At 59.2% G+C, this 23,593-nt stretch carries 21 protein-coding genes, 3 tRNA genes and 2 pseudogenes; 20 read left to right on the forward strand and 6 right to left on the reverse strand.

Annotated elements, in window-relative coordinates; translation table 11 throughout:
- Positions 1-111: 111 nt before the first annotated feature.
- Both BN1129_RS05425 and BN1129_RS23115 read left to right on the forward strand, forming a co-directional pair.
- Positions 112-1,656, forward strand: coding sequence for a DNA-3-methyladenine glycosylase 2 (locus BN1129_RS05425; RefSeq protein ID WP_042034977.1), 1,545 nt, complete (start codon positions 112-114; stop codon positions 1,654-1,656).
- Positions 1,653-2,126, forward strand: a complete 474-nt coding sequence (locus tag BN1129_RS23115) for a methylated-DNA--[protein]-cysteine S-methyltransferase (protein WP_042034978.1) — start codon at positions 1,653-1,655, stop codon at positions 2,124-2,126. The genes BN1129_RS05425 and BN1129_RS23115 overlap by 4 nt, the downstream gene beginning before the upstream one ends.
- Positions 2,127-2,193: 67 nt before the next feature.
- Here BN1129_RS23115 and BN1129_RS05435 read toward each other — a convergent pair whose 3' ends face one another.
- The 3 genes from BN1129_RS05435 to BN1129_RS05445 form a co-directional block, all read right to left on the reverse strand.
- Positions 2,194-4,062, reverse strand: coding sequence for a peptidase U32 family protein (locus BN1129_RS05435; RefSeq protein ID WP_042035137.1), 1,869 nt, complete (start codon positions 4,060-4,062; stop codon positions 2,194-2,196).
- Between the two features lie 192 nt (positions 4,063-4,254).
- Positions 4,255-4,863: a LysE family translocator gene (locus tag BN1129_RS05440; protein WP_042034979.1), complete on the reverse strand. Its 609-nt coding sequence runs from the start codon at positions 4,861-4,863 to the stop codon at positions 4,255-4,257.
- 129 nt (positions 4,864-4,992) lie between these two features.
- Positions 4,993-5,934, reverse strand: coding sequence for a LysR family transcriptional regulator (locus tag BN1129_RS05445; RefSeq protein WP_042034981.1), 942 nt, complete (start codon positions 5,932-5,934; stop codon positions 4,993-4,995).
- Between the two features lie 204 nt (positions 5,935-6,138).
- Between BN1129_RS05445 and BN1129_RS05450 the strand changes: the two genes are divergently transcribed.
- From BN1129_RS05450 to BN1129_RS05500, 11 genes are all read left to right on the forward strand, one after another.
- Entirely contained in the window at positions 6,139-7,227 is a 1,089-nt protein-coding gene (locus BN1129_RS05450; protein WP_042034982.1) for a ketoacyl-ACP synthase III, read from the forward strand.
- 307 nt (positions 7,228-7,534) lie between these two features.
- Entirely contained in the window at positions 7,535-8,752 is a 1,218-nt protein-coding gene (locus BN1129_RS05455; protein WP_042034983.1) for a methyl-accepting chemotaxis protein, read from the forward strand.
- 9 nt (positions 8,753-8,761) lie between these two features.
- Complete coding sequence (locus BN1129_RS05460; RefSeq protein ID WP_042034984.1) at positions 8,762-9,130, forward strand: response regulator; 369 nt, start codon at positions 8,762-8,764, stop codon at positions 9,128-9,130.
- A gap of 14 nt (positions 9,131-9,144) precedes the next feature.
- Positions 9,145-9,471, forward strand: coding sequence for an STAS domain-containing protein (locus BN1129_RS05465; protein WP_042034985.1), 327 nt, complete (start codon positions 9,145-9,147; stop codon positions 9,469-9,471).
- Between the two features lie 26 nt (positions 9,472-9,497).
- On the forward strand, positions 9,498-11,711 hold the full coding sequence (locus BN1129_RS05470; RefSeq protein ID WP_042034986.1) for a chemotaxis protein CheA: 2,214 nt from the start codon (positions 9,498-9,500) through the stop codon (positions 11,709-11,711).
- A gap of 15 nt (positions 11,712-11,726) precedes the next feature.
- Positions 11,727-13,649, forward strand: coding sequence for a methyl-accepting chemotaxis protein (locus BN1129_RS05475; RefSeq protein WP_042034987.1), 1,923 nt, complete (start codon positions 11,727-11,729; stop codon positions 13,647-13,649).
- Positions 13,650-13,661: 12 nt separating this feature from the next.
- Positions 13,662-14,234 carry a chemotaxis protein CheW gene (locus BN1129_RS05480; RefSeq protein ID WP_042034988.1) on the forward strand — a complete coding sequence of 191 codons (573 nt, stop codon included), beginning with the start codon at positions 13,662-13,664 and terminating at the stop codon, positions 14,232-14,234.
- A gap of 72 nt (positions 14,235-14,306) precedes the next feature.
- A complete protein-coding gene (locus BN1129_RS05485; RefSeq protein WP_042034989.1) occupies positions 14,307-16,478 on the forward strand; it encodes a methyl-accepting chemotaxis protein in 2,172 nt (723 codons plus the stop codon).
- A 61-nt stretch (positions 16,479-16,539) separates the two neighbouring features.
- A complete protein-coding gene (locus BN1129_RS05490; RefSeq protein ID WP_042034991.1) occupies positions 16,540-17,343 on the forward strand; it encodes a CheR family methyltransferase in 804 nt (267 codons plus the stop codon).
- Positions 17,344-17,353: 10 nt separating this feature from the next.
- Entirely contained in the window at positions 17,354-17,824 is a 471-nt protein-coding gene (cheD, locus tag BN1129_RS05495) for a chemoreceptor glutamine deamidase CheD (protein ID WP_042034992.1), read from the forward strand.
- Between the two features lie 12 nt (positions 17,825-17,836).
- A complete protein-coding gene (locus tag BN1129_RS05500; protein WP_042034993.1) occupies positions 17,837-18,898 on the forward strand; it encodes a protein-glutamate methylesterase/protein-glutamine glutaminase in 1,062 nt (353 codons plus the stop codon).
- A gap of 85 nt (positions 18,899-18,983) precedes the next feature.
- Here the strand turns inward: BN1129_RS05500 and BN1129_RS24470 are convergent.
- Positions 18,984-19,135: pseudogene (locus BN1129_RS24470) on the reverse strand (cysteine desulfurase-like protein); the annotation flags it as partial.
- Positions 19,136-19,482: 347 nt separating this feature from the next.
- Between BN1129_RS24470 and BN1129_RS05505 the strand changes: the two are divergent.
- From BN1129_RS05505 to BN1129_RS05520, 4 genes are all read left to right on the forward strand, one after another.
- A tRNA-Tyr gene (locus BN1129_RS05505) sits at positions 19,483-19,567 on the forward strand.
- Positions 19,568-19,606: 39 nt separating this feature from the next.
- Positions 19,607-19,691 (forward strand) — tRNA-Tyr (locus BN1129_RS05510).
- 44 nt (positions 19,692-19,735) lie between these two features.
- Positions 19,736-19,820: transfer RNA gene (locus tag BN1129_RS05515), tRNA-Tyr, on the forward strand.
- A 138-nt stretch (positions 19,821-19,958) separates the two neighbouring features.
- Positions 19,959-20,237 carry a hypothetical protein gene (locus BN1129_RS05520; RefSeq protein WP_042034994.1) on the forward strand — a complete coding sequence of 93 codons (279 nt, stop codon included), beginning with the start codon at positions 19,959-19,961 and terminating at the stop codon, positions 20,235-20,237.
- Positions 20,238-20,246: 9 nt separating this feature from the next.
- Here the strand turns inward: BN1129_RS05520 and BN1129_RS23125 are convergent, their stop codons facing one another.
- On the reverse strand, positions 20,247-20,402 hold the full coding sequence (locus BN1129_RS23125) for a hypothetical protein (protein ID WP_157013270.1): 156 nt from the start codon (positions 20,400-20,402) through the stop codon (positions 20,247-20,249).
- 10 nt (positions 20,403-20,412) lie between these two features.
- On the opposite strand from BN1129_RS23125, the pseudogene BN1129_RS23965 reads away from it, so the two are divergent.
- The 3 genes and pseudogenes from BN1129_RS23965 to BN1129_RS05530 all read left to right on the forward strand — a co-directional run.
- Positions 20,413-20,580: pseudogene (locus BN1129_RS23965) on the forward strand (EAL domain-containing protein); the annotation flags it as partial.
- Between the two features lie 239 nt (positions 20,581-20,819).
- Positions 20,820-22,181 carry a prephenate-dependent tRNA uridine(34) hydroxylase TrhP gene (gene trhP / locus BN1129_RS05525; protein ID WP_042034995.1) on the forward strand — a complete coding sequence of 454 codons (1,362 nt, stop codon included), beginning with the start codon at positions 20,820-20,822 and terminating at the stop codon, positions 22,179-22,181.
- A gap of 1 nt (position 22,182) precedes the next feature.
- The gene (locus tag BN1129_RS05530) at positions 22,183-22,431 is read left to right on the forward strand and encodes a YfhL family 4Fe-4S dicluster ferredoxin (RefSeq protein ID WP_042034997.1); all 249 of its coding nucleotides are present in this window, start codon (positions 22,183-22,185) and stop codon (positions 22,429-22,431) included.
- A gap of 67 nt (positions 22,432-22,498) precedes the next feature.
- Here BN1129_RS05530 and alr read toward each other — a convergent pair whose 3' ends face one another.
- Entirely contained in the window at positions 22,499-23,572 is a 1,074-nt protein-coding gene (gene alr, locus BN1129_RS05535) for an alanine racemase (protein WP_042034998.1), read from the reverse strand.
- Positions 23,573-23,593 lie beyond the last annotated feature (21 nt).

The raw sequence follows: 23,593 nt of genomic DNA on the forward strand, positions 1-23,593 counted from the left end.
GGGGCGCTCCCGGCCACATCTTTATTTCAATCCCTGTCCGTTTCTGGCTAGTCACCGCCTTTTCTCCTCTTTACTCTCTCATTCATGCACCCAGTACAGAGCGCCCGGACCATGAACTCGCAACCCGCCAGTGACAACCATCAGGATGAGGGGACCCCGAGCCTCAGCCGCGAACAGTGCCACGCCGCCCGGCTCGCCCGCGATGCCCGTTTCGATGGCCGCTTCTTTACCGGCGTGCTCTCCACCGGCATCTACTGCCGGCCGGTCTGCCCCGCACGGCCGCCGCACGAACACAACGTGCGCTACTTCCAAAGCGCCGCGGCTGCCGAGCAACATGGCCTGCGCCCCTGCCTGCGCTGCCGACCGGAGCTGGCCCCCGCCGCCCGTGGCGATCTGCCGGTTGAACTCGCCCGTTTGCTGACGCGGATCGATCGCGGCGAGCTGGCGGACGGCTCGCTCGCCGAACTGGCCGCTGAGGCCGGGATCAGCGAACGCACCCTGCGCCGCCAGTTCGAACAGCACCTTGGCGCCTCGCCAAAACAGGTGGAACAGACGCGCCGCCTGCTGCTCGCGAAACGGCTGCTGACCGAAACCCGGCTGCCCATCACCGACATCGCGTTTGCCGCCGGTTTTGCCAGCATCCGCCGCTTCAACGACGCCTGGCTCAACGCCTACGGGCTGGCCCCGCGCACCCTGCGCCAGCAGGAGGCGCTCGATAACGCGCCAGATCAGATGGGCTCGGAGCCGCGTGGCGCAACCCTGACCCTGCAACTGCCCTATCGCCCCCCTTATGACGTGGCGGCCATGCTGGCGTTCTATCGACTACGGGCGATCCCGGGGCTGGAGCGGGTGGATGGTGAGGTGTATGAGCGGCGCTACCGGGTCGGCGATCAGGTTGCGCTGGTGCGCATCGCGCAGGGCAAGGGGCACAGCCTGCAGCTCACCGTTCATGATCTGCCGCTCGCGGCGCTGCCTGATCTGCTCTATCGGGTGCGCCGGATGTGGGATCTGGATGCCGATATGCAGCGGATCGGCGATCTGCTTGGTCAGGATCCGCTGCTCGCCCGTTTGCAGGCGCGCTGGCCCGGCGTACGGCTGCCGGGTGGCTGGGACGAATACGAGGTGATGCTGCGGGCCATCGTCGGCCAGCAGGTGTCGGTCAAGGGGGCAATCACCCTGCTCGGGCGACTGGTGGCCCGCACCGAAGCGCAATTCGGGGTGGCGCAACTGCCAACCCCCGCCCAGTTGTGCGAATTCGATCTCGACGGCATCGGCATGCCGGGCAGCCGCATTCGTACCCTGCGGGGAGTGGCTCAGGCACTGGCCAGCGGCGAGCTGACCCTCACTACGGCCAGTGACGAGCAGTTGCTGGCGCTACCGGGCATAGGCCCCTGGACGGTCTCGTACTGGCGACTGCGCTGCGCTCTGGATCCTGATGCTTTCCCCGCCTCCGATCTGGTGCTGCAAAAAGCGCTCGGAGGTGGCACCAAACTGCCGGTGAAGGAGGTGTTGGCGCAAAGCGCAGCATGGCAACCGTGGCGCAGCTATGCGGCGAGCTGGCTGTGGCACGCCATGAGTGAAGCGCCCAATTTGCTGATCCATGCCACCGGCAACGAAAAACAGCCAGATAACCAACAACAGGAGATAACCCCATGATCCGCTACGATATCCTGCCGACCCGCTGCGGCGATCTGCTGGTCGCCATCACTGAATCTGGTCTGGTGCACGTGGACTTTGTGGCGGGCCTGCGGGCACTACCCGATATGAGTGGCTGGCAGCAAAACCACACGGCGTTGGCCCCCTTCCTCGCCGAGTTTGACGCCTATTTTGCCGGTCGCTTGCAGCGCTTCTCCCTGCCCCTTGCCGCCCACGGCACCGCCTTTCAGCAAGCGGTATGGCAGGCGCTGTGTGACATCCCCTACGGCGAGACCCGCAGCTATAGCGAGATTGCTCGCGCCATCGGCAAACCGAGTGCGAGCCGCGCGGTCGGCGCGGCGAACGGCCGCAATCCGCTCTCGATCATCGTTCCCTGCCATCGGGTGATCGGCCAAAACGGCAGCCTGACCGGCTATGCGGGGGGATTGGAGATTAAAAAAGCGCTGCTGGCGCTGGAGGGGAACAACTAAAGGGAGGTTGGCAGAGCGCCTGCGATAAAAGTTGCCCCTTTCCCAGACGGAGAAAAGGGCAGTTTGATCAGCGTTTCAAACTACCCATCACCTGCATTTCACAGCGGTTGCAGTCAAAACGCAGGCGGAAGGTGTCTTTACCCATCTTGAGCTCCAGCGGCTCGGCCTTGAGCCCGGGCACCTCTTTCGGGCAGAGGTTCTGGCTGTAGCGGATGCAGTGCTTGGTGATCATCAGCACCACTTCCCGCTCCTCCTTGTTAGCCTCATAGGCGGGAGCAATGCGCTCCACCCCGTGTTCACGGAAGAACTGCTCGGCGGCGCTGTTCAGCACGTTGCCAAGGTAGGAGAGGCGGTGCTGGGGATAGCTGATATCCCGCAGAGCGATGCGTCGCTCGGGGCGCTGGTAGCTGGCCACACGCGCTGCCTCCAGCGCGGCGATGCCATCCCGGCGCAAACCGTTGAGCTGTGATGCGGCGATGAATAGCGGCCTCGTTACCACCAACTCAATCTTGCGCGCCACAAACAGGGTATTGCCGAGTTTGCCGAGTCGATCCCGCGCCTGTTGCAACGCCCGCTCCGGATTGTCGGCAGGCTGCTTGTCGCAGGGAAGCGTCACCGCGGCGCTGATGCCCTGCTCGTCGGTGAGCGTGAGGCGCAATCCCTCATCGCACTCGGAGAGCTCCATATCGACCCGGATCCGGCGATCCGCGCTCGCCTTCTCCAGCATCTTGCTGAACGCACTATCGTGGTTGCGATAGAGCTCGGTGCCTACTTTCAGCCCCGGCATACGTTCTGACAGGAGCAACAGCTTACTCTCCGCCTTCTCTTCGACTTTATTGAGGCGCATCCCCACCAGCTCGTTGTTCGGCTTGAAGAAGCCCAGACCGTCGCCGTTGTTGAGGCTGACCTGCTTGCCGTCAATCTCTATGCCATCCCTGGTGACTCTGGTGACACGCCCCAGCGGTTCGCCCACGTATTTCGGGCTCTTGGTGGAGTCGATCCCTGGCTTTCGGCCATTGAGGAAGTAGTCGGTGCTGCCGCGATTGAAGCTCTTTTTCGGATCCGGCTCGAAGCTGTAGCTGCAACGACCCGCCGAAGCGGCCACCAGATCGGAGCGGCTATCGAGAATGGCGTCCAGCTTCTGGCGATACCAGGCGGTGACGTTCTTGACGTAATCGAGCCCCTTGAGGCGCCCTTCAATCTTGAACGAGCGAATGCCTGCGGCGATCAGCGCCTCCAGATTGTCGGTCTGATCCATATCCTTGAGGGACAGCAGGTGACTGTCGGCCACCAGCACTTCACCGTCCGGCTTTTGCAGCGAGCAGGGCAGACGGCAGAGCTGGGCACACTCACCGCGGTTGGCGCTGCGGCCGGTACGGGCGTGGCTGATGTTGCACTGACCGCTGTAGGAGACACAAAGCGCGCCGTGGATAAAGAACTCCAGCTGCACGTTGGTTGCCGCGCTGATCTCGCGGATCTGCGCCAGCGACAGCTCGCGTGCCAGCACCACCTGGGAGAAGCCCACATCCTGCAAAAACTTCACCTTTTCCGGCGTGCGGTTGTCGGTCTGGGTACTGGCATGGAGCGCGATGGGAGGGAGGTCCAGCGCCAGCAATCCCATGTCTTGCACGATCAGCGCATCGGCCCCCGCTTCATAGATTTGGTGGGTCAGGCGCCGGGCCTGCTCCAGCTCGTGATCGTGCAGCAGGGTGTTGAAGGCGACAAAGACCTGGGCACCGAAACGGTGGGCGTGACGTGCCAGCGCTTCGATATCTTCGAGGGCGTTGCCCGCCGCACTGCGGGCGCCAAAGGCAGGGCCGCCCATGTAGACGGCGTCAGCGCCATGGTTGATGGCTTCGATGCCGTAGGCGAGGTTCTTGGCCGGAGCCAGCAGTTCGAGGCGGTTCAGGACGTGGCTATGGGTCTGTGGGTGCATGGTCTCTGAGTCTATCGGCAGACAGAAAATGCCGGTCACTCTAGGTCAGTCACCCTTTGCTTGCCTTGATCCCGCTTAAGATCACTGCGAAATACAGGATTCAGCGTCCCGTGCTCACAGTCCCTGCCGCGGAGCCGGATATTCATTCAGCAGCCCTGCCCTGTCATCGCGCGAGCCACTGACAAGTGAACCTCAGAGCACCACCTTCAAAGCCAATCCCAGCAGTACCAGGCCGCTGACCTTGTCGATCACGAAGGATTTGGCTTTGAGCCAGCCCAGCACGGGCCCACGAGAGAGCACCAGCGCCACCAGCACGTACCAGATAGCATCTATGCCACCTGCGGTGAGCATCATGATCCCCCCCTCGTTCCAACCGGTGTCGGCCCGTACGAACTGGCTGAAGAGGGCGATAAAGAAGATGGCGAGCTGGGGGTTGAGAAAGGCGACCATAAAGCCTTCAAAGGCGCCCTGACGCCCACGCAGCTGATGTACCACCTCCTCGACCGACTCACTGGCGGGCTTGGCAAGCAGCGCCTTGATGCCGAGCCAGGCGAGAAACGCGGCGCCACCGTAGCGGATCAGATCAAACAGCAGCGGGGTCTGGGTGATCAGCACGGAGAGCCCCAGCGCGGTAATCAGTGCATAGATCCCGACCCCGAAGCCATGACCCAGGGCAGTCGCCACCCCGTGGCCCTGCCCTCCTTGCACCGTGTTACGGATGATCAGCGCCAGGCTCGGCCCCGGGCTGATGGCCCCCATCACGCAGATTGCGGCCAGTGCCAGCCAACTCGTCAATTCCATATCTTTCCCTATCTGTAAACCGAATATCAGCAGCGGAGCTCAGGGTAAGGGGCGGCCAGTTATGCCAGAAGTGAAAGTTATGAATAGATCCCATAGCCAATGGCTATAGGTTGGCGCAACCGACTGCGGTTAGCGGACGCCAGCCAACAGCTTGCGACCCTCGGCGACAGTGCTTTGCAGGTGTTCGCGCAAGAAGGGGTAGGCCAGATCACGAAACCACTTGTGAGCCGGATCCTGATGATGGCGCTGGTGCCACAGCAAATGATACTGCTGGGGGCGGGTGGCGAACGGCAGATCACAGAATGTAAGATCGTGCTCACGTGAAAGTTGCCAGGCGATATGGGCGGGGGTGGTCATCAAGCAGTCGGTGCGCAGCAGTACCTCGACTGCGGCCTGAAAGAAGGGCACCCTGGCAAACCAGCGCCGGGTAAGCCCCTGCGGCGCCAGCACCTGCTCCACCGGGCTGTCCTTGTCGCCGCCGCCGCTCACCTGCAGATGGGACCAGGCGAGGTAGTGATCCAGACTGAGCGGATTGCCCGCCAACGGATGGTGACTCCCCATCAGCACCACCAGCCGGTCTTCTCCCTGATGCAGGCCACGGATCTGCTCCGGCACCAGATCCGTAATGGTGGAGACCAGATCCAGCTCTGACTGCCACAGCTGCGGTAACTGGCGCTTGTCCCACAAGCTGTACTCCAGCGCCGCCAGCGGCGCCTCTTTGGCCAGCGCGGCGCAGATATCGGGCAGGATGTGCTGGGCCACATAATCGGACGAGGCAAGCCGAAACACCCGCTCGCAGCGACCGGGGTCGAAACCCGGTGCTTCGTAGAGCCGATCCAGCGCACCGAGGGAATCCGCCAAGGCTGCCGCCAGCGTCTCGGCCCGTGGCGTCAGCAGCCAGCGCTGCCCCTCCCGCACCAGCAAGTCGTCGCCAAACTCGTTGCGCAACTGACTTAGCTGCTTGCTGATGGAGGGCTGGCTAAGGTGCAGCAGCTCAGCTGCCCGGCTGATGTTGCGGGTCTCCAGCAGTACCTTGAGGGTGGGCAGCAGATTGAGGTTGGCTTTGTGCAAGGGGCGGCCCCATAGGATGGTGGAAAACCCTATTTTAGGGCAGGCGAGTCCTCGACTTTAAGCAAAATCTCCCGCTATTTTCGGCGGTTTTACGCCCCTTCCCTGCCAGATAACCATGGCCACAAGATGACAGTGGTTGGTCCGTGCGGCATAATTGCGCGATTTTCCGCCCGCGGGCGATCCACTTTGAGAAGCGGTAACAAGATGAAATACGCCAATATCACCGGTTGGGGCAAATGTCTGCCTCCCTCAGTGCTGACCAACGATGACCTCAGCACCATCATGGATACGTCGGATGAATGGATCTATCCGCGTACCGGTATCAAGGCCCGCCGGATCTCCCACGTCAGCACCTCGGATCTCGCCACCCTGGCCAGTCGCCGCGCCCTGGCCTGTGCAGGCCTGACAGCCAGCGATCTCGATGGCATCATCTTGGCGACGGCGACACCTGATACGCTCGCGCCCAATGCAGCCTCTGCGGTGCAGCAGAAACTGGGCGCCGTCAATGCGGCCGTGTTCGACCTCAATGCGGCCTGTACCGGGTTTGTCTACGCCCTCTCGGTCGGCACCTCATTAGTGCAAACCGGCATGATGAAGAAAGTGCTGGTGATCGGTGCCGAGCGTCTGACTTACCTGCTGGACTGGACCCGCCGCGATACCGCAGTGCTGTTTGGTGATGGTGCGGGGGCAGTGGTGATCGAGGCGAGCGAGCAGGAGTGTGGCCTGATTGCCAACAAACTCGGCTGTGACAGCGAAGCAAGGGAGATACTGCACGTCCCGAACTTTGGTACCGATCGGGTGCGTTTTGCCGATATCGACGGTCTGTTTACCTTCAACTTTGAAGGCCAGGAAATTTTCAAGCGCGCGGTGCGCGGCATGGGTGAAGCGACCAGTTGCGCACTCACCCAAGCCGGAATTACACCTGAGCAAATCGATCTCATCGTGCCGCACCAGGCCAACATCCGCATCATCGAAACCTTGGCCAAGCGCATGAACGCGCCCATGGAGAAGGTGATGGTCAACATAGAGAACTACGGCAACACCTCCGCTGCCACAGTCCCCATCGCCCTGTGCGAAGCGCTGGAGCAAGGCCGCGTCAAGCCGAATTCCTATCTGCTGACCGCCGCATTCGGTGCCGGTCTGACCTGGGGCGCTGCCATCATCAAGTGGGGCGACCGCGTCACCCCCATCAACTCGTGTGATGCCGAACTGCCCCCGTGCGACAAGAGTGCACTTGAGCTGATTGCCCATGCGGTAGAAGGTTGCCAGAAGGCCCACGCCAACGAGGACTAATCCTTATCAGGGGCCTGAGTCATCAGGCTCCTTTTTATCTGTGCTTGCCTCCCCGCTATCCCCACGCTTCGTTATACGCCACGTCACAGCGATCTCATTTCGCCAGAGCCCCCGTCGGCTGCCTCCATATTCCAGCTTTATCAGTAGTCCCCGCTGAATTGGGGCGACTTGCAACCAAGTTATTTTTTTGCGCTAACCTTATTGAGCCATTTGTAATTAATGGGTTCGGGCGTGGTTCATCCTCTCTGACACCAGTGGGATAACAGCTTGCTCCCGCCTCGACTCACGTGCAGGGATGAGTTTGCGTATGACAGATCACAAGACGGCAGAGACAATTGCATTCTGGGACCCCGTGAGTTGGGCATGCTGCCTAGGCATAGGCCTGCTCAGCATCCTGCTGCTAGTTCTCGCTGGCAGCCCTCTGTCTTATCTGCTGGCCAACGGCGTGCTGGCCCTGGGCGCAGCCCTCTGGTGCTCCCATCACTATCACAACAAGCCGGAGGCAAGCCATCACGACGAGGAGGCTGCCCATACCTGGTCTGCCGCCCAGCTCAGCCATTCCATTATTGGGCTCGAGCAAGTGTGCGAGAAAGCGGTCCCCATCTGGTCACAGCAAATTGAGAGCTCTCGTCAGCAGACCGAAGGGGCCATGATCGATCTGACCCAGCGCTTCTCCGGGCTCACCACCAAGCTGGAAGAGGCGGTAGCCGCCTCTCACAATGCCGCCGGAAATCTGGGCGGGACAAAATCGGCGGGCATGGCCGCCGTACTGGCCGAGAGCCAGGCTCAGCTCAACCAGGTGCTCGCCATCATGCATTCCGCGCAAGCCAATCGCGATGCCATGCTGGCGGAAATCAAGACGCTTACCGCCTACACCATAGAGCTCAATACCATGGCGCTCGATGTGGCCAAAATTGCTTCCCAGACCAACTTGCTGGCGCTCAATGCTGCAATAGAGGCGGCTCGGGCTGGCGAGGCCGGTCGCGGCTTCGCCGTGGTGGCCGATGAAGTGCGCACCCTGTCGCGCCTCTCCAGCGAAACGGCCAAGAAGATGACGGACAAGGTCGACACCATCAATAGCGGCATTGGCCGAGCCTTCCAGATAGCAGAAAGCGCAGCCGCGCGGGATCAAGCAGCCGTCAGTGACTCGGAGCACGCTATCGAGCAGGTGCTGGAGCGCTTTCGCATGGCCACTACCAGCCTGGCGGAGTCGGCAGCCCTGCTGCAGAGCGAAAGCTCGGGGATCCACCGCGAGATCTCCGATGTCATCGTTTCGCTACAGTTCCAGGATAGGGTCAGTCAAATCCTCAACCATGTACGCCAGAACATGGACAGCCTCAATGACCATCTGATTTCCTCACGTAATAGAACACACCAGTCAGGCCCCATCCAGATAGATGCGGAGAGCTGGCTGGCAGACATGGAACTCTCCTACGCCACAGATGAACAACGCAACATTCATCATGGCCGCCGTCAGCAACCCATGGTGAATTCATCCCGCAGCGCAGACGTTACTTTTTTCTAGGAGACAGATATGTCCAAAACAGTCCTGATCGTGGATGACTCGGCAACCATTCGCCAAGTCGTCGGCATGACGCTCAAGGGAGCCGGTTACGAGGTGATGGAAGCCTGCGATGGCAAGGATGCCCTCAGGAAACTCGACGGCAAGAAGATCAATCTCATCATCAGCGACGTCAACATGCCGAACATGGATGGCATCAGCTTCGTCAAGGAGGCCAAGAAACTGGCAAGCTACAAGTTCACCCCCGTCATCATGCTGACCACCGAATCCCAGGACAGCAAGAAGCAGGAGGGACAGGCTGCAGGAGCCAAAGCCTGGGTGGTCAAGCCATTTCAACCCGATCAGATGCTGGCGGCCGTCGCCAAGCTCATCATGCCCTGAGTCAGGAGCCACCAATGCCGCTGCACATAGAGACAGGTGAACACAAGACGCTGGTCAAAGTCTCGGGGGATATGACCATCTATACAGCCGCCGATCTCAAGCAGGCACTCACCCCCCTGCTTTACCGCCAGCAGGCGCTGGAGCTAGATCTGTCCCAAGTATCCGAGATGGATAGTGCCGGCTTGCAGCTGTTGCTGGCTGCCAAGAAAACGGCGCAACAGGGCGGTTATCCACTGCACCTGATCATGCACAGCCATGCGGTGCTCGACGCGCTGGAGCTGTGTCAACTGACAGCCTTCTTTGGCGATCCAACCCTCATGCCCCACGCTGATCACGCCTAGGCAGTCCCAGTGACAAGGAGTCATTCGTGAGCATCAATCTTGATCAGGCCCTGCAAACCTACATCGCCGAGGCACGCGAACTGCTGGAAGAGATGGAGTCCGCCCTGCTGACGTTGGAAAACGACCCGAACAACAGCGAGCTGATCGGTGCTATCTTTCGGGCGGCACATACCATCAAGGGATCCGCCGGCCTGTTTGGCTTGCAGCCCATCGTCAGTTTCACCCACATAGTTGAAGACTTGCTCGATCAGGTGCGCAATCAGCAACTGGCGATCACCACGACGCTTATCAAGGATCTGCTGGAGAGCCGGGATCATATCGAGCGGCTGGTCTATCTGGTCGCAGAGCAAGGCGCGTCCCTGGGGGGTGACGAACAGGCTATGGACTCTCAGTTGCGGCTAAATTTGGCACGCCATCAGGCGACCCGCCCGACCGGGTTGACGGACTGCACCCCATCAGCAGGCGCTGAGCCGCTCAGCAAGGAAGAGGGTCATGTCAGCACCACCTCGTTGTGGCACATCTCCCTGCGCTTTGGCCCGGATGTGCTGCGCAATGGCATGGATCCCACCTCGTTTCTGCGCTACCTCGGCACCATGGGCACCCTCTGCTCCATCGAAACCCTTCACGACGCCCTTCCCGACTGGGAACATTTCGATCCCGAGAACTGCTACCTCGGTTATGAACTCGATGTCGACACCCAGGCCGACAAGGGAGCCCTGAGCGACGTGTTCGAATTCGTACGCGATGACTGCCGCATCACCATACTGCCCCCTCACAGCAAAATTGCCGAGTACATAGCGCTCATCAATGACCTGCCAGAAGACAACGATATGCTGGGACAATTGTTGGTCAAAACGGGAGCACTAACCGCCAGCGAGCTAGCGCTCGGCCTGCAAACCCAGCATGACAACCCGCAGACAGACAGCAGCAAGCTGGGGGAGATCCTGATTGCACAGGGCGCAGTCAACGAAGTGGTCGTAGAGGCCGCGCTCAAGAAACAACACCAGAACAAGGAGAATAAAACCAAAGAGGGGCGCTACGTCCGAGTACATGCCGACAAGCTGGATGATCTGATCAACCTGGTTGGCGAGCTGGTGGTCGCCAGCTCGGGCGCCAGTCTGTTAGCCCAACGCTCACGGGACAGCCAGTTGCAGGAGGCCAACTCCACCATCGCCATGCTGGTCGAGGAGATCCGGGATGGCGCCCTGCGCCTGCGCATGGTACCCATTGGGGACACCTTCAACCGCTTCCAGCGCGTCGTGCGCGACGTAAGCCAAGAGCTGAACAAGAACATTGCGCTAGTCATCACAGGCGGTGACACCGAACTCGACAAATCCGTGGTGGAAAAGATAGGTGATCCCCTGATGCATCTGGTTCGCAATTCCATGGATCACGGCATCGAATCGGCGGGGCAGCGCCTCGCCGCCGGCAAACCGGCGAGGGGCACTTTGACCCTCAATGCCTATCACGACTCCGGCAGCATCGTCATCGAGATCAAGGACGATGGCGCCGGACTCAACAAAGCAAGAATTCTGCAAAAGGCGCAAGAACGGGGCCTGGTCGCCGCCAATGCGGCCTTGACAGATCAGGAGATCTACCTGCTCATCTTCGAGCCCGGTTTTTCCACCGCAGAGACAATCACCAACCTCTCGGGTCGAGGGGTTGGCATGGACGTGGTCAAACGCAACATCACGGCCCTGCGCGGCAGCGTCGAGCTGGACAGCAAGCCAGGACAGGGCACCCGAGTGCAGATCAGGTTGCCATTGACCCTGGCCATCATCGACGGCTTTTTGGTCAGGGTTAGCACCACACATTACGTCATACCCCTCGACATGGTAATCGAGTGCGTTGAGCTGACCCAGAGTGCGCTGGCCGATACTCAGGGACGCAACTACCTCAACCTGCGCGGCGAGGTGCTGCCATTCGTACGACTCCAACAATACTTCGATATCGAAGGTGCGAGAGGGCGCAGGGAAAACATAGTGGTCGTCAGTCACGGCGGCAAAAAATCCGGGCTGGTAGTCGATGAACTGCTGGGGGAGTTTCAGATCGTGATCAAGCCGCTCGGCAAGCTGTTTCAACGCCTGCAAGGGATCAGCGGATCCACCATTCTGGGCGGTGGCGAGGTTGCCCTGATCCTGGATATTCCCTCCCTCATTCAACATGCCATCGATCAGGAACTGAGCCAGCTGAGCCAGTACGCCCTTCCTCGCCAGCAAACTCAACCAAGAGTCAATTAACGCCAGGAGCCCATTATGTTCAGAAACTCCACCATTAAAATGCGACTCACCATCCTGCTCTGCCTACTATGCCTGCTGCTACTAGGCGTTGGCGGGCTAGGACTCTACAACATGCAGAGCAGCAACCAGGGCCTGCAACGGGTTTATAACGACCGTGTGGTGCCGCTCAAACAGCTGAAAACCATCTCAGACAACTACGCCGTCGCCGTCATCGACAACGTCAACAAGGCCAATGTGGGCCTCATCAGCGCCGAAGAGGCATTGCAACAGGTCCAGCGGGCCCAGCAGCAGATCAAGCAAGAGTGGCAGCATTATCAGTCCACCAAGCTGACCGCAGCCGAGCAGAAACTATCGGCTGAGGCGGGCACCCTGTTCAACGCGGCGGATCGCGATATCACCAAACTGGAGCAGTTTCTAGCGACCCAGCACGGAGTCATCGCCGGCACCCTCAATGATTTTGACGGCAAGCTTTACAGCTCTATCGATCCCATCGGCAACAAGATAACTGAGCTGGTCACTCTGCAACTCGATGTGGCCAAAGCCGAATATGAGCAGGCTCAATCCTGGTACGACGCCATGCTGCTCACCATGATGGTAGTGGTCACGGCGGGGATAGTGGCGGCGGCCTGGCTTGGTATAGTGCTCATCCGCAGCATCATTGCCCCCATCAATCAGGCGCTGCAGGTGGCCAACCATCTGGCGGAGGGGAACCTCGACGTCACCATCACCATAGGAGCCAACGATGAAGCGGGTCAACTCTTGATGGCCATGCAGAATATGGTCAACAAGCTGACAGCACTCATCAACGACATAGAAACCCTGGTCACCGCCGCCGTCGATCAAGGGGATTTCAGCTACAAGATAGCGCTGGACAATCGGCAGGGTTATACCAAACGCTTGTCCGAGCAGCTGAACCGCTTGTCCAACGTCACAGATACCAGCCTCAAGGATGTCATGCGCATCGCCACCGCCCTGTCGCGGGGGGATCTCACCCAAAAGATAGATCAGCCCTACCCGGGGATTTTTGGTCAGACCAAAGATGGTCTCAACAGCACCATAGACGCCTTGACAGCCATCATTGAAGAGGTACGCAACGCCGCTGACAACCTCACCAATGCCTCCAGCCAAGTCAGCACCACGGCCCAGTCCCTGAGTCAGGCCACCAGTGAACAGGCAGCGAGCGTGGAAGAAACCAGCGCCTCCATCGAGCAGATGAGTGCCAGCATCAACCAGAACACCGACAACGCCAAGGTGACCGACAACATGGCGAGCAGCGCCGTCCTCGAAGCGACCGAAGGGGGTCACTCGGTACAGCAAACCGTGGCGGCGATGCAACAGATAGCCCGCAAAGTCAGCATTATCGATGACATCGCCTACCAGACCAACCTGCTGGCGCTCAATGCCGCCATAGAGGCGGCCCGCGCCGGTGAACATGGCAAGGGCTTTGCGGTAGTGGCCGCCGAGGTACGCAAATTGGCTGAGCGCAGCCAGATTGCGGCGCAGGAGATAGGGGAACTATCCTCCAGCAGCGTCGATACCGCAGAGAAAGCGGGCAGTCTGCTCGACAAGATAGTGCCTTCCATTCGCAAGACATCCGACCTGGTCCAGGAGATCAATGCTGCGTCCGGCGAGCAGGCCAGCGCGGCTAACCAGATCAGCATGGCCATGAACCAGCTCAATCAGGTGACCCAGCAGAACGCGGCCAGCAGCGAGGAACTGGCCGCCACCGCCGAGGAGATGAGCTCCCAGGCCAACGAGCTGCAGCAGACCATGGACTTCTTCTCGCTGGATAACCTGGTCAGGCCCTCAAAACTCAGCGAGGGTACGCACAGGGGAGCGTCCCCCAGAGGCACGTTTGTCATGCCCGCCCACCACCCGCTGCACGGCAACACGGTACCTCAACCCCAGGTTGATGAAGCCGATTTTGTCCGCTTTTAACCGGAGAGACTCATGAGCATGTCAACCGAAGTGGTCCCACAGCCAGTCACACTGGCTCATGACAATCAGGGCGATGCCCAGTATCTGACCTTCCTGATCAAGGGTGAGATGTTTGCCATCAACATTCTCGGGGTCAAAGAAATCATCGAATACGGCAACATCACTCCCATCCCCATGATGCCCAGCTTCATCCGCGGCGTGATCAACCTCAGGGGGGCAGTGGTCTCGGTGGTGGACCTCAACGCTCGCTTTGGCAATGCCCCCTCCAGCATCACCCGCCGTAGTTGCATCGTCATCATCGAAGGGATGCACCCGGATGATCCCGAGCACGGCAATCAGGACATTGGGGTCGTGGTGGATTCGGTCTCGGAAGTACTGACCATTCCCTGCAACGAGATAGAGCCACCGCCCAGTTTTGGCGCCCGCATCCGGGCCGATTTCATCAGCGGTATGGGCAAGGTGAATGGCAAGTTCGTCATCCTCATCAATACCGAGAAGGTGCTCTCCATCGACGAGATGACACAACTAAGTGAACTGACCCAGCAGCAGGAACGGCTGCTGGAACAAAAACAGCCAACGCCATAACCCAAACATCAACAACAACGAGAGTGTCGCTCACACCACACAGCAATGACATGTCGCACAAGGATCAGGCCCATGACTCAATCATTCTTTGGCAATCTCTTCGGCAACGGTAGCGCTCATACCTTGCAACAAGCACAACTGACCCAGTTGATCGGGGCTACTCGCACTATTTCGCAGGGGATCGCGCAGGGTGAACCGCCGTTCCTGCTGGAACTGGGCACACTGGATGGCCCGCTGCGGGAACTCTGTCAGGAGTTCAACCAGGTAATCACGCTGCTGGGCCAGCGGCTCAACAGCGGGCTGGCGGCCATCAGCGCCAACCAGGCCCTGTATGACGAGAACCTGCGGGTGCGCAAGGCTCTGGATGGTGCCTCGACCAATGTGATGATCGCCGATACCAACCTCGACATCGTCTACATGAATGAAGCCGTGCTCGCCATGCTGGGGCAGGCGGAGTCCGACATCCGCAAGGATCTGCCCAACTTCGATACCAGACAGCTGATGGGCAAGAACATAGACACCTTTCACAAGGATCCGTCCCACCAGCGCAGCATGCTGGCCAAGCTGGACAAGACCTACCGCACGCAGATCTCGGTCGGTGGCCGCATCTTCTCCCTGATCGCCAACCCTGTCTTCAACGATAGCGGAGAGCGGCTCGGTTCAGTGGTGGAGTGGGCAGATCGCACCAAGGAGATCGCCATCGAAAATGAGGTGAAAGCGGCCAACGCGGCGGCCAAACTCGCCGCCGCCGAAAGCCTGCGAGTCAAAAGAGCGCTGGATGGCGCCAGTACCAACGTGATGATTGCCGACACAGATTTGAACATCATCTACATGAACGAATCGGTCAAGGAGATGCTTAGCCTGGCCGAGTCCGACATCAAGAAGGATCTCTTCAGCTTCAATTCGTCCACCCTGATGGGGGCCAACATCGACAGTTTTCACAAGAATCCCGGCCATCAGCGCGGCATGCTGGCCAAGCTGAGCAATACCTACAAGACCCAGATCCTGCTCGGTGGCCGCACCTTCTCGCTCATTGCCAACCCAGTGTTCAGCGATGATGGCGAGCGGCTGGGCTCCGTGGTCGAGTGGTCTGATCGCACCAAGGAGGTCGCGATCGAGCGGGAGATGTCGGAGATCGTGCAGGCGGTGATCAACGGGGAGCTGCACAAACGCATGGATCTGGTGGGCAAGAGTGGTTTCTTCCAGACCCTGGGGGAAGGCATCAACCGCATCGCAGAGGTGATAGACACCAGTCTCAACGACGTGATCCGGGTGGTGCAATGCCTGGCTCGGGGAGATCTGACCCAAACGATCGTGGCCGACTACCCCGGGGTATTTGGCACTACCAAGGACTCCCTCAACCAAACCATCATCTCGCTGACCAACATAGTGACCGAGGTGCGGAGCGCGTCCGATAACCTCTCCAGTGCCTCGGAACAAGTCAGCGCCACCGCCCAATCTATCAGTCAGTCGAGCAGTGAGCAGGCATCCAGCATGGAGGAGACCAGCGCCTCCATCGAGCAGATGAGTGCCAGCATCAACCAGAACACAGACAACGCTCAGGTCACGGATGGCATGGCCAGCAAGGCGGCCAAGGAGGCCGTGGAAGGCGGTGAAGCAGTCAAGCTCACGGTCGATGCCATGAAACAGATCGCCAAACGAATCGGCATCATTGATGACATCGCCTACCAGACCAATCTATTGGCCCTCAACGCCGCCATCGAAGCCGCCCGTGCGGGGGATCACGGCAAGGGCTTTGCGGTGGTCGCCGCCGAGGTCCGCAAACTGGCGGAGCGCAGCCAGGTGGCGGCTCAGGAGATAGGCGAGCTGGCCTCCAGCAGCGTCGACATGGCGGAAAAAGCGGGCCGCCTGCTCGATCAGATGGTGCCCTCCATCAACAAGACTTCGGATCTGGTACAGGAGATCAGCGCGGCCTCCGCCGAACAATCCACCGGCGTTAGCCAGATCAATATCGCCATGAATCAGCTAAGCCAGGTGACCCAGCAGAATGCATCCTGCAGCGAGCAGCTGGCGGCCACAGCAGAGGAGATGAGCAGCCAGGCCGAGCAACTGCAACTGGCCATGGAGTTCTTTACCCTGGAGCAACACAAGGGCGGCACGGGTCACAAAACCACAACCCCCCGGGCTGCAACCCGAGGACGTTTCATCACCGACGGCAATGGACAAGATGGCTTCAATGGTTCCCCTCGCCCCCACAACGACGCTGATTTTGTTCGGTTCTAAGCAAGGTAGCGGGTGAGCATGGCTCACCCGCTACGCCCCGATCACCACAGGGAGTCAGGTCGTGTATCAGACCCAGTTGCATGATGATGAATTTACACAGTTTCAACGCTGGCTCCACCAAACGGCGGGCATCGATCTGTCACCGGCGAAGAAGGCGCTGGTCGCCAGCCGGCTGTCAAAACGGCTCTGTCACTACGAACTGGAGAGCTACGGCGACTATTTCAGCCTGATCATGAATAACCGGGGGGCAGAGCTGCAAATCGCACTGGACCTGCTCACCACCAACGAGACCTACTTTTTCCGGGAACCAAAGCACTTCGAGTTTCTCAGCGAGAAGGTGCTGGCACTGCTGCCAAAAGAGCGGGCGGTGCGCATCTGGAGCGCGGCCAGCTCATCCGGCGAAGAGCCTTACAGTCTGGCCATGACGCTGGCTGACACCTTGAGCCAGGGCAATTGGGAGGTGATAGCTTCGGATATTTCGACCCGGGTGCTGGAGCAGGCCAGATCGGGGCAATATCCCATCGAGCGGGCCCATAATATTCCGCTCTCCTTCCTGATGAAGTACTGCCTGAAGGGCGTCGGCTTTCAGGAGGGTACCTTCATCATCGACCGCAAGCTCAGGGACAAGGTGCAATTTCATCACATCAACCTGAATCAGGAGCTGCCTGACATCGGTATGTTCGACATCATTCTGATCCGCAATGTGATGATCTATTTCAATCGGGAAACCAAGGGGCAGGTGCTACAGCGCCTGGTACCACGCTTGAAGAAGGGAGGCTATCTCATCGTCAGCCATGCGGAGAGCCTGAACGGCCTGCCCCACGGTTTGCAACTGGTATCACCCTCCATCTATCTGAAACCCTGAGGGTTTCAAAATGAAAGAGATAGTGCTGCAACCGGGAGAATTCTTTTTTGGTCAGGATAACACCATCATCCGCACCCATCTTGGCTCCTGCGTGGCCATTACCATGTGGCATCCGGAACAGAAACGGGGTGGCATGTGCCACTACATGCTGCCAAGCCGTGGTCACAACGATGACGTGCTGGATGGCCGCTATGCAGATGAGGCAATCCAGTTGTTTATCAATGAAATAAGCAAGTACCCCGCCCCCATTCACGAATACGAGGTCAAGTTGTTCGGCGGCGGCAACATGTTTATCGAACAGCAGACACTCAACACCATGAATGTGGCAATTAAAAACATCAAGGCGGCCTGGCAACTGACTCAGCACCTGGGACTGTCGATCAAGGCCCACCATCTCGGACATGCAGGACACAGAAGCCTGATTTTTGAACTGACCAACGGCAATGTCTGGGTACGCCACCACCGGCTGCCTCATCGTTAAGGGAACTGGGCTATGAAACAGATCAAAGTCATGCTGGTGGATGACTCCGCCGTGGTCAGGCAGGTGTTGCAGGCCATTCTGGAACAGGAACCGGATATCAAGGTGATTGCCACCGCGTCTGACCCGCTGTTTGCACTGGAGAAGCTGAAAAAAGAGTGGCCCGACGTGATAGTGCTGGATGTGGAGATGCCGCGCATGGATGGCATCACCTTCCTCACCAAGATAATGGCCGAGCACCCGACCCCTGTGGTGATCTGCTCTTCCCTGACCGAGAAGGGGGCGGAAACCACGCTGCAGGCCATGGCTGCCGGCGCAGTGGACATCATCACCAAACCCACGGTCGGGCTCAAAAATTTTCTGCAGGAGTCGGCGCAAGCGCTGGCCATGGCAGTCCGTGCCGCCGCCCAGGCCAATGTCAAACGACTGGGCAAGGCGCCTTTGGCCACTGTCGCCGCCAAACTCAATGCCGACGCCATCATGCCCGCAGCCAGCCCGCATGCCATGGCTCAGACCACGGAGCGGATCGTGGCAATCGGCACCTCTACCGGCGGCACCCAGGCACTGGAAGCCGTGCTGACGACTCTGCCTCGCGTTTGTCCCGGCATCGTCATAGTGCAACACATGCCGGAGAAATTCACCGCCTCCTTCGCCGAGCGACTCAACAACCTGTGCCAGATAGAAGTGCGGGAAGCAAAGAGCAATGACAGGGTCATTCCGGGTCTTGCGCTCATAGCGCCGGGGGGCAAGCACATGCTGCTCAAGCGCAGCGGGGCCTACTATCACGTCGATGTGATCGATGGCCCTCTCATCAACCGTCACCGCCCTTCGGTGGACGTGCTGTTTCGCTCTGTGGCCAAATTTGCCGGTGGCAATGCCACCGGCATCATCATGACGGGAATGGGGGATGATGGTGCACGCGGGCTAAGAGAAATGCTGGAGGCGGGCGCCAACACCTTCGCCCAGGATGAGACCTCCTGCGTGGTATTCGGCATGCCCAAGGAGGCCATCAAGCTCGGGGCTGTCCGCCACATACTGCCGCTGCAGGACATTCACCACGCAATAGTGGGCCGCTAGCTGCATTGCACATCAGCCAGCACATAGAAGTGGCCGGCCCAGCTGCATACCTAATGCTGGCCAAGATACTCGGCCATCTCGGTCTGAAGTGGCCGAGATAGTCAGTCATGGCCGTGATCACGGCATGATGAATCCGAACGCTACCCTTACCGTCGAAAAAGATGGGATCTTGCCATCAAGCAGTTGATTGAGGGCGGGAAACTGGCCGCACAACACGGCGATATCGAGAGCCTGCATATGAAGAGCCCACCGTCCCCATTAACATTTTAACAAAATGGTGAGAGTAAGATGCGGTAGCCGCAATCTCCATCCGTGAACCAGTCAACCATCACAGTGACAAGATGAGGTCATATTTTCAGTATAAAATGCTGAAGTTCGGTGCAGAACCCACCTGCCCCATCAGTACCTGCCGGCACGGGTCTCTCGCCATATTCATGCCGGGAATCGATATAGAAGTCGTTGATAAGGATGAAAAATGAGCGAAATATATCAAAAAATGACCGGCTAGCACTTTTTTGTCGCCAGATATCACCAGAAGGGGTTCACAAAGCTGCCGGATCTGATAGTATGCGCCTCGCACTTGGGGAGGGGTTCCCGAGCGGCCAAAGGGATCAGACTGTAAATCTGACGGCTCTGCCTTCGAAGGTTCGAATCCTTCTCCCTCCACCATTCAAGTGCAAAAGTAGTGACAATCAGGAAATACCCCGTGGAGGGGTTCCCGAGCGGCCAAAGGGATCAGACTGTAAATCTGACGGCTCTGCCTTCGAAGGTTCGAATCCTTCTCCCTCCACCATTTTCCCGATTGAAATGGCTGAATAACCTATGCTTTACCCCTGTGGAGGGGTTCCCGAGCGGCCAAAGGGATCAGACTGTAAATCTGACGGCTCTGCCTTCGAAGGTTCGAATCCTTCTCCCTCCACCATCCTTTAGAAGACCCGGCCTAGCGCCGGGTTTTTGCTTTGTAAAAATGACTCCATTTGGCACTGTCAGATCTGACAATTGCATCACCTGCTCTTTTTGGAAACAGTAGTGCTCACACAGTTCGGAGTCATGGATAACCATGTTTGAAATTTGGGATGAGGCAGGACAGGCAAACGACTTGACGCTACCACAATTGCAGCAACGGCTGACCAGTTATCGAGGTGAAGTCATGGTGCGCTACACCAATCGCATCGGACTGCCGACGACCCTGTTCCTGACTGTCGATCAGGGGTTGGCCTATCAGCGCTTCAAAGCGGACAGGCCCCTGCTCGACTGGGCCTGGCTGGCACAAGCCGTGCACGCTACCGACCCGGGCAGGGAACCCATGCTCTCCTATCTAGACGCCGTCTCCCGCTGATATCCCCTTTCAAGACCGGGCAAACAACCCGGTCAGCTCATCGACTATCTGCTGTAACAGAGCCCTGAAATCCGCCAACTCGGCTTCACACTGCCCGGTCCCCTCCCTGCGGATCTTCTCCTCCAGATGCCATGCTTGCTGCACCAGATCGCGCACCATCATCATGGATGATGGTGCCAGCCTGACGATGCACCCATCGCGGCGGATGCTGACCGGTCTGGTGGAATACCTGCAGCGACTCGGTATGAAGGGGGTCGAGACACTGCAACATATCGAATCGGCCGCGACTACCAGCAGGGCTACGGCTACGCCTACGCCATGCCCCCTCTCTCTCTGGACCTGATCGGAACCTGACATTCCTCACGGCTCGCGCCGGCAACCATTGCCTGTCAAATTGCATGATGGCGTGGGGGCGAGTACAATCTCGCACCCCGTATATCAGGTGCATCCCATGCAATCTTGCATAATGATGTACACCATCGGGTAGTTGTGTCGCGAGCGCCGTCTCGTACCACGGCTCAACCAATCCGGCGCCATCAGGTGGCGCCGTCCTGATTTGCAATCAGATACTAAGAGTCCAACATGTTCAGACCAGAATTGCTCTCCCCCGCCGGAACCCTCAAGAATATGCGTTACGCCTATGCCTATGGCGCCGACGCCGTCTATGCGGGCCAGCCGCGTTACAGCCTGCGGGTACGCAACAACGAATTCGATCACGAGAATCTACAGCTCGGCATTAACGAAGCCCATGCGCTGGGCAAGCAGTTCTATGTGGTGGCCAACATCCAGCCCCACAACTCCAAGCTCAAGACCTTCATCCGCGACATGCGTCCCGTGGTGGAAATGAAGCCGGATGCGCTGATCATGTCAGACCCGGGCCTCATCATGATGATGCGCGAAGCCTTCCCGGAGATGCCGGTTCACCTCTCGGTGCAGGCCAACGCAGTCAACTGGGCCACGGTGAAGTTCTGGCATCAGATGGGCCTGACCCGCGCTATCCTCTCCCGCGAGCTGTCCCTCGACGAGATCGAAGAGATCCGCATGCAAGTGCCAGAGATGGAGCTGGAAGTCTTCGTCCACGGCGCCCTGTGCATGGCCTACTCCGGCCGCTGCCTGCTCTCCGGCTACATCAACAAGCGCGACCCCAACCAGGGCACCTGCACCAACTCCTGCCGCTGGGAGTACAAGGTGCACGAGGGCAAGGAAGATGACGTGGGCCAGATAGTCCACCGTCAGGAGCCCATCGCAGTTCGCCCGGACAACACTCTGGGGCTCGGCAAGCCGAGCGACGCACTGGTGTTGCTGGAAGAGTCCAACCGTCCGGGTGAATACATGACGGCGTTCGAGGATGAGCACGGCACCTACATCATGAACTCCAAGGACTTGCGCGCCGTCGAGCACGTCGAGCGCCTGACCAAAATGGGCGTGCATTCGCTGAAAATTGAAGGCCGCACCAAGTCCTTCTACTACTGCGCCCGCACCGCTCAGGTCTATCGCAAGGCCATCGACGATGCGGTCGCCGGTCGTCCGTTCGATCCTACCCTGATGGGCACCCTCGAGAACCTGGCTCACCGTGGCTACACCGAAGGCTTCCTGCGCCGTCACAACCACAGCGAGTACCAGAACTACGACTACGGCTACTCCGTCTCCGACACCCAGCAGTTCGTCGGCGAGATCACTGGTCGCCAGGGCGACATGGTGGAAGTGGAAGTGAAGAACAAGTTCCTGGTGGGCAACAGCCTGGAACTGATGACACCGCAGGGCAACGTCAGCTTCAATCTGGAGCAGATGCAGAACCGCAAGGGCGAGCTCATCGACACAGCGCCGGGCAACGGTCACGTGGTCTATGTGCCTGTTCCTAAAGAGATCGACATCAACTACGGCATACTGCTGCGCAACCTCGGCGATCGCCAGGACACCCGTCAGCCGCACTCGGCGGCCTGATATGTCCCTGCTCATCACCGACAAGTGCATCAACTGTGACATGTGCGATCCCGAGTGTCCGAACCAGGCCATCAGCTTGGGGGAAGAGATCTACGAGATAGACCCCAGTCGCTGTACCGAGTGCGTCGGTCACTATGAGAAGCCGACCTGCATCAGCGTCTGCCCCATCGATTGCATCATCTGGGATCCCGCGCATGTGGAAACCGAAGCGCAGTTGCTGGAGAAGTTTGTGCGGATGCACAGGCAGTAAAACTCCTGCAGACAGTTGTAAAGAAGCCCCGCATGCGGGGCTTCTTTACGTTTGGTGCTTGCCGTGCCTAGACGTATTCCATAAAGACCCGGGAGGTGAGCTTGGTGATGAGTTCGTAGGGGATGGTGCCAATCTCGTCGGCAACCCGCTCCACCGGCAGCCCCTCACCCCAGAGCACGGCTTCGTCACCGGCCTTGTCGGTGGCGCCCGGTCCCAGATCCACTGTGGTCATGTCCATGGAGACGCGGCCCACCAGCGGCACTATGCGGCCATTGACCAGCACTGAGGTACCGTTGGGCGCCATGCGCGGATAGCCATCGCCGTAACCGATGGCAATCACACCGAGCCGGGTATCACGATCAGAAACCCAGTTGGCACCGTAACCTACCGGCTCACCCGCCTTGTGATCTCGCACCGCGATGAGCTGGGTCCTGAGGGTCATCACAGGTTGCAGGTCGTAATCCGCCGCCACCGAATGGGGGAAGGGGGATACGCCATAGAGGATGACACCGGGACGGATCCAGTCACAGTGGGAGTCCGGCCAGGCCAGGATCCCCGCCGAGTTGGCCATGGCCCGCTCACCCAGCAGCGGCGCCGTAAGACGGCTGAAGAGATCAATCTGCTCGCGGGTGGTGGATTGATCGAGCTCATCGGAGCGGCTGAAGTGGGTCATGATGTTGAACGGTTGCACCACGTTCTTGCACTTGGCGAGACGTGCGATAAAGGCGGGCATCTCATCGCTGCGCACCCCGAGGCGGTGCATGCCGGTGTCGAGCTTGAGCCAGGCCACCACGGGGGCAGGCAGTTCGACCTGCTCCAGCGCTTCGAGCTGCTCCCAGGTGTGGACCGCTGTCTGCAGGTTGTTGGCCGCCAGCACCGGCAGATCATCGGCCGAGAAGAAGCCTTCCAGCAGTACTATCGGTTTGACCACGGCGCAGGAGCGCAACATCAGCGCCTCTTCGATGCGAGCCACGGCATACGCGTCGGCATCCACCAGGGTGCGGGCGACCGGCAACAGGCCATGGCCATAGGCGTTGGCCTTGACCACTGCGATGATCTTGCAATCGGGAGCATGCCGTTTGACCACGGCGAGGTTATGGCGCAGGGCCGCTGTATTGATTTGGGCAATTGCCGCTTTCATCTGTTTTCCCTTACGAGGGCA

Origin of the sequence: Aeromonas popoffii (genome assembly GCF_000820025.1) — a bacterium.
GTDB lineage: Bacteria > Pseudomonadota > Gammaproteobacteria > Enterobacterales > Aeromonadaceae > Aeromonas > Aeromonas popoffii.

What these genes read in the sequence shown, in the direction of transcription:
- BN1129_RS05425 (WP_042034977.1), top strand. Translation starts at nt 112, where the DNA reads ATGAACTCGCAACCCGCCAGTGACAACCATCAGGATGAGGGGACCCCG.
- BN1129_RS23115 (WP_042034978.1), top strand. Translation starts at nt 1,653, where the DNA reads ATGATCCGCTACGATATCCTGCCGACCCGCTGCGGCGATCTGCTGGTC.
- BN1129_RS05435 (WP_042035137.1), bottom strand. Translation starts at nt 4,062, where the DNA reads ATGCACCCACAGACCCATAGCCACGTCCTGAACCGCCTCGAACTGCTG.
- BN1129_RS05440 (WP_042034979.1), bottom strand. Translation starts at nt 4,863, where the DNA reads ATGGAATTGACGAGTTGGCTGGCACTGGCCGCAATCTGCGTGATGGGG.
- BN1129_RS05450 (WP_042034982.1), top strand. Translation starts at nt 6,139, where the DNA reads ATGAAATACGCCAATATCACCGGTTGGGGCAAATGTCTGCCTCCCTCA.
- BN1129_RS05455 (WP_042034983.1), top strand. Translation starts at nt 7,535, where the DNA reads ATGACAGATCACAAGACGGCAGAGACAATTGCATTCTGGGACCCCGTG.
- BN1129_RS05460 (WP_042034984.1), top strand. Translation starts at nt 8,762, where the DNA reads ATGTCCAAAACAGTCCTGATCGTGGATGACTCGGCAACCATTCGCCAA.
- BN1129_RS05465 (WP_042034985.1), top strand. Translation starts at nt 9,145, where the DNA reads ATGCCGCTGCACATAGAGACAGGTGAACACAAGACGCTGGTCAAAGTC.
- BN1129_RS05475 (WP_042034987.1), top strand. Translation starts at nt 11,727, where the DNA reads ATGTTCAGAAACTCCACCATTAAAATGCGACTCACCATCCTGCTCTGC.
- BN1129_RS05480 (WP_042034988.1), top strand. Translation starts at nt 13,662, where the DNA reads ATGAGCATGTCAACCGAAGTGGTCCCACAGCCAGTCACACTGGCTCAT.
- BN1129_RS05485 (WP_042034989.1), top strand. Translation starts at nt 14,307, where the DNA reads ATGACTCAATCATTCTTTGGCAATCTCTTCGGCAACGGTAGCGCTCAT.
- cheD (WP_042034992.1), top strand. Translation starts at nt 17,354, where the DNA reads ATGAAAGAGATAGTGCTGCAACCGGGAGAATTCTTTTTTGGTCAGGAT.
- BN1129_RS05500 (WP_042034993.1), top strand. Translation starts at nt 17,837, where the DNA reads ATGAAACAGATCAAAGTCATGCTGGTGGATGACTCCGCCGTGGTCAGG.
- BN1129_RS05520 (WP_042034994.1), top strand. Translation starts at nt 19,959, where the DNA reads ATGTTTGAAATTTGGGATGAGGCAGGACAGGCAAACGACTTGACGCTA.
- BN1129_RS23125 (WP_157013270.1), bottom strand. Translation starts at nt 20,402, where the DNA reads ATGATGATGGTGCGCGATCTGGTGCAGCAAGCATGGCATCTGGAGGAG.
- trhP (WP_042034995.1), top strand. Translation starts at nt 20,820, where the DNA reads ATGTTCAGACCAGAATTGCTCTCCCCCGCCGGAACCCTCAAGAATATG.
- BN1129_RS05530 (WP_042034997.1), top strand. Translation starts at nt 22,183, where the DNA reads ATGTCCCTGCTCATCACCGACAAGTGCATCAACTGTGACATGTGCGAT.
- alr (WP_042034998.1), bottom strand. Translation starts at nt 23,572, where the DNA reads ATGAAAGCGGCAATTGCCCAAATCAATACAGCGGCCCTGCGCCATAAC.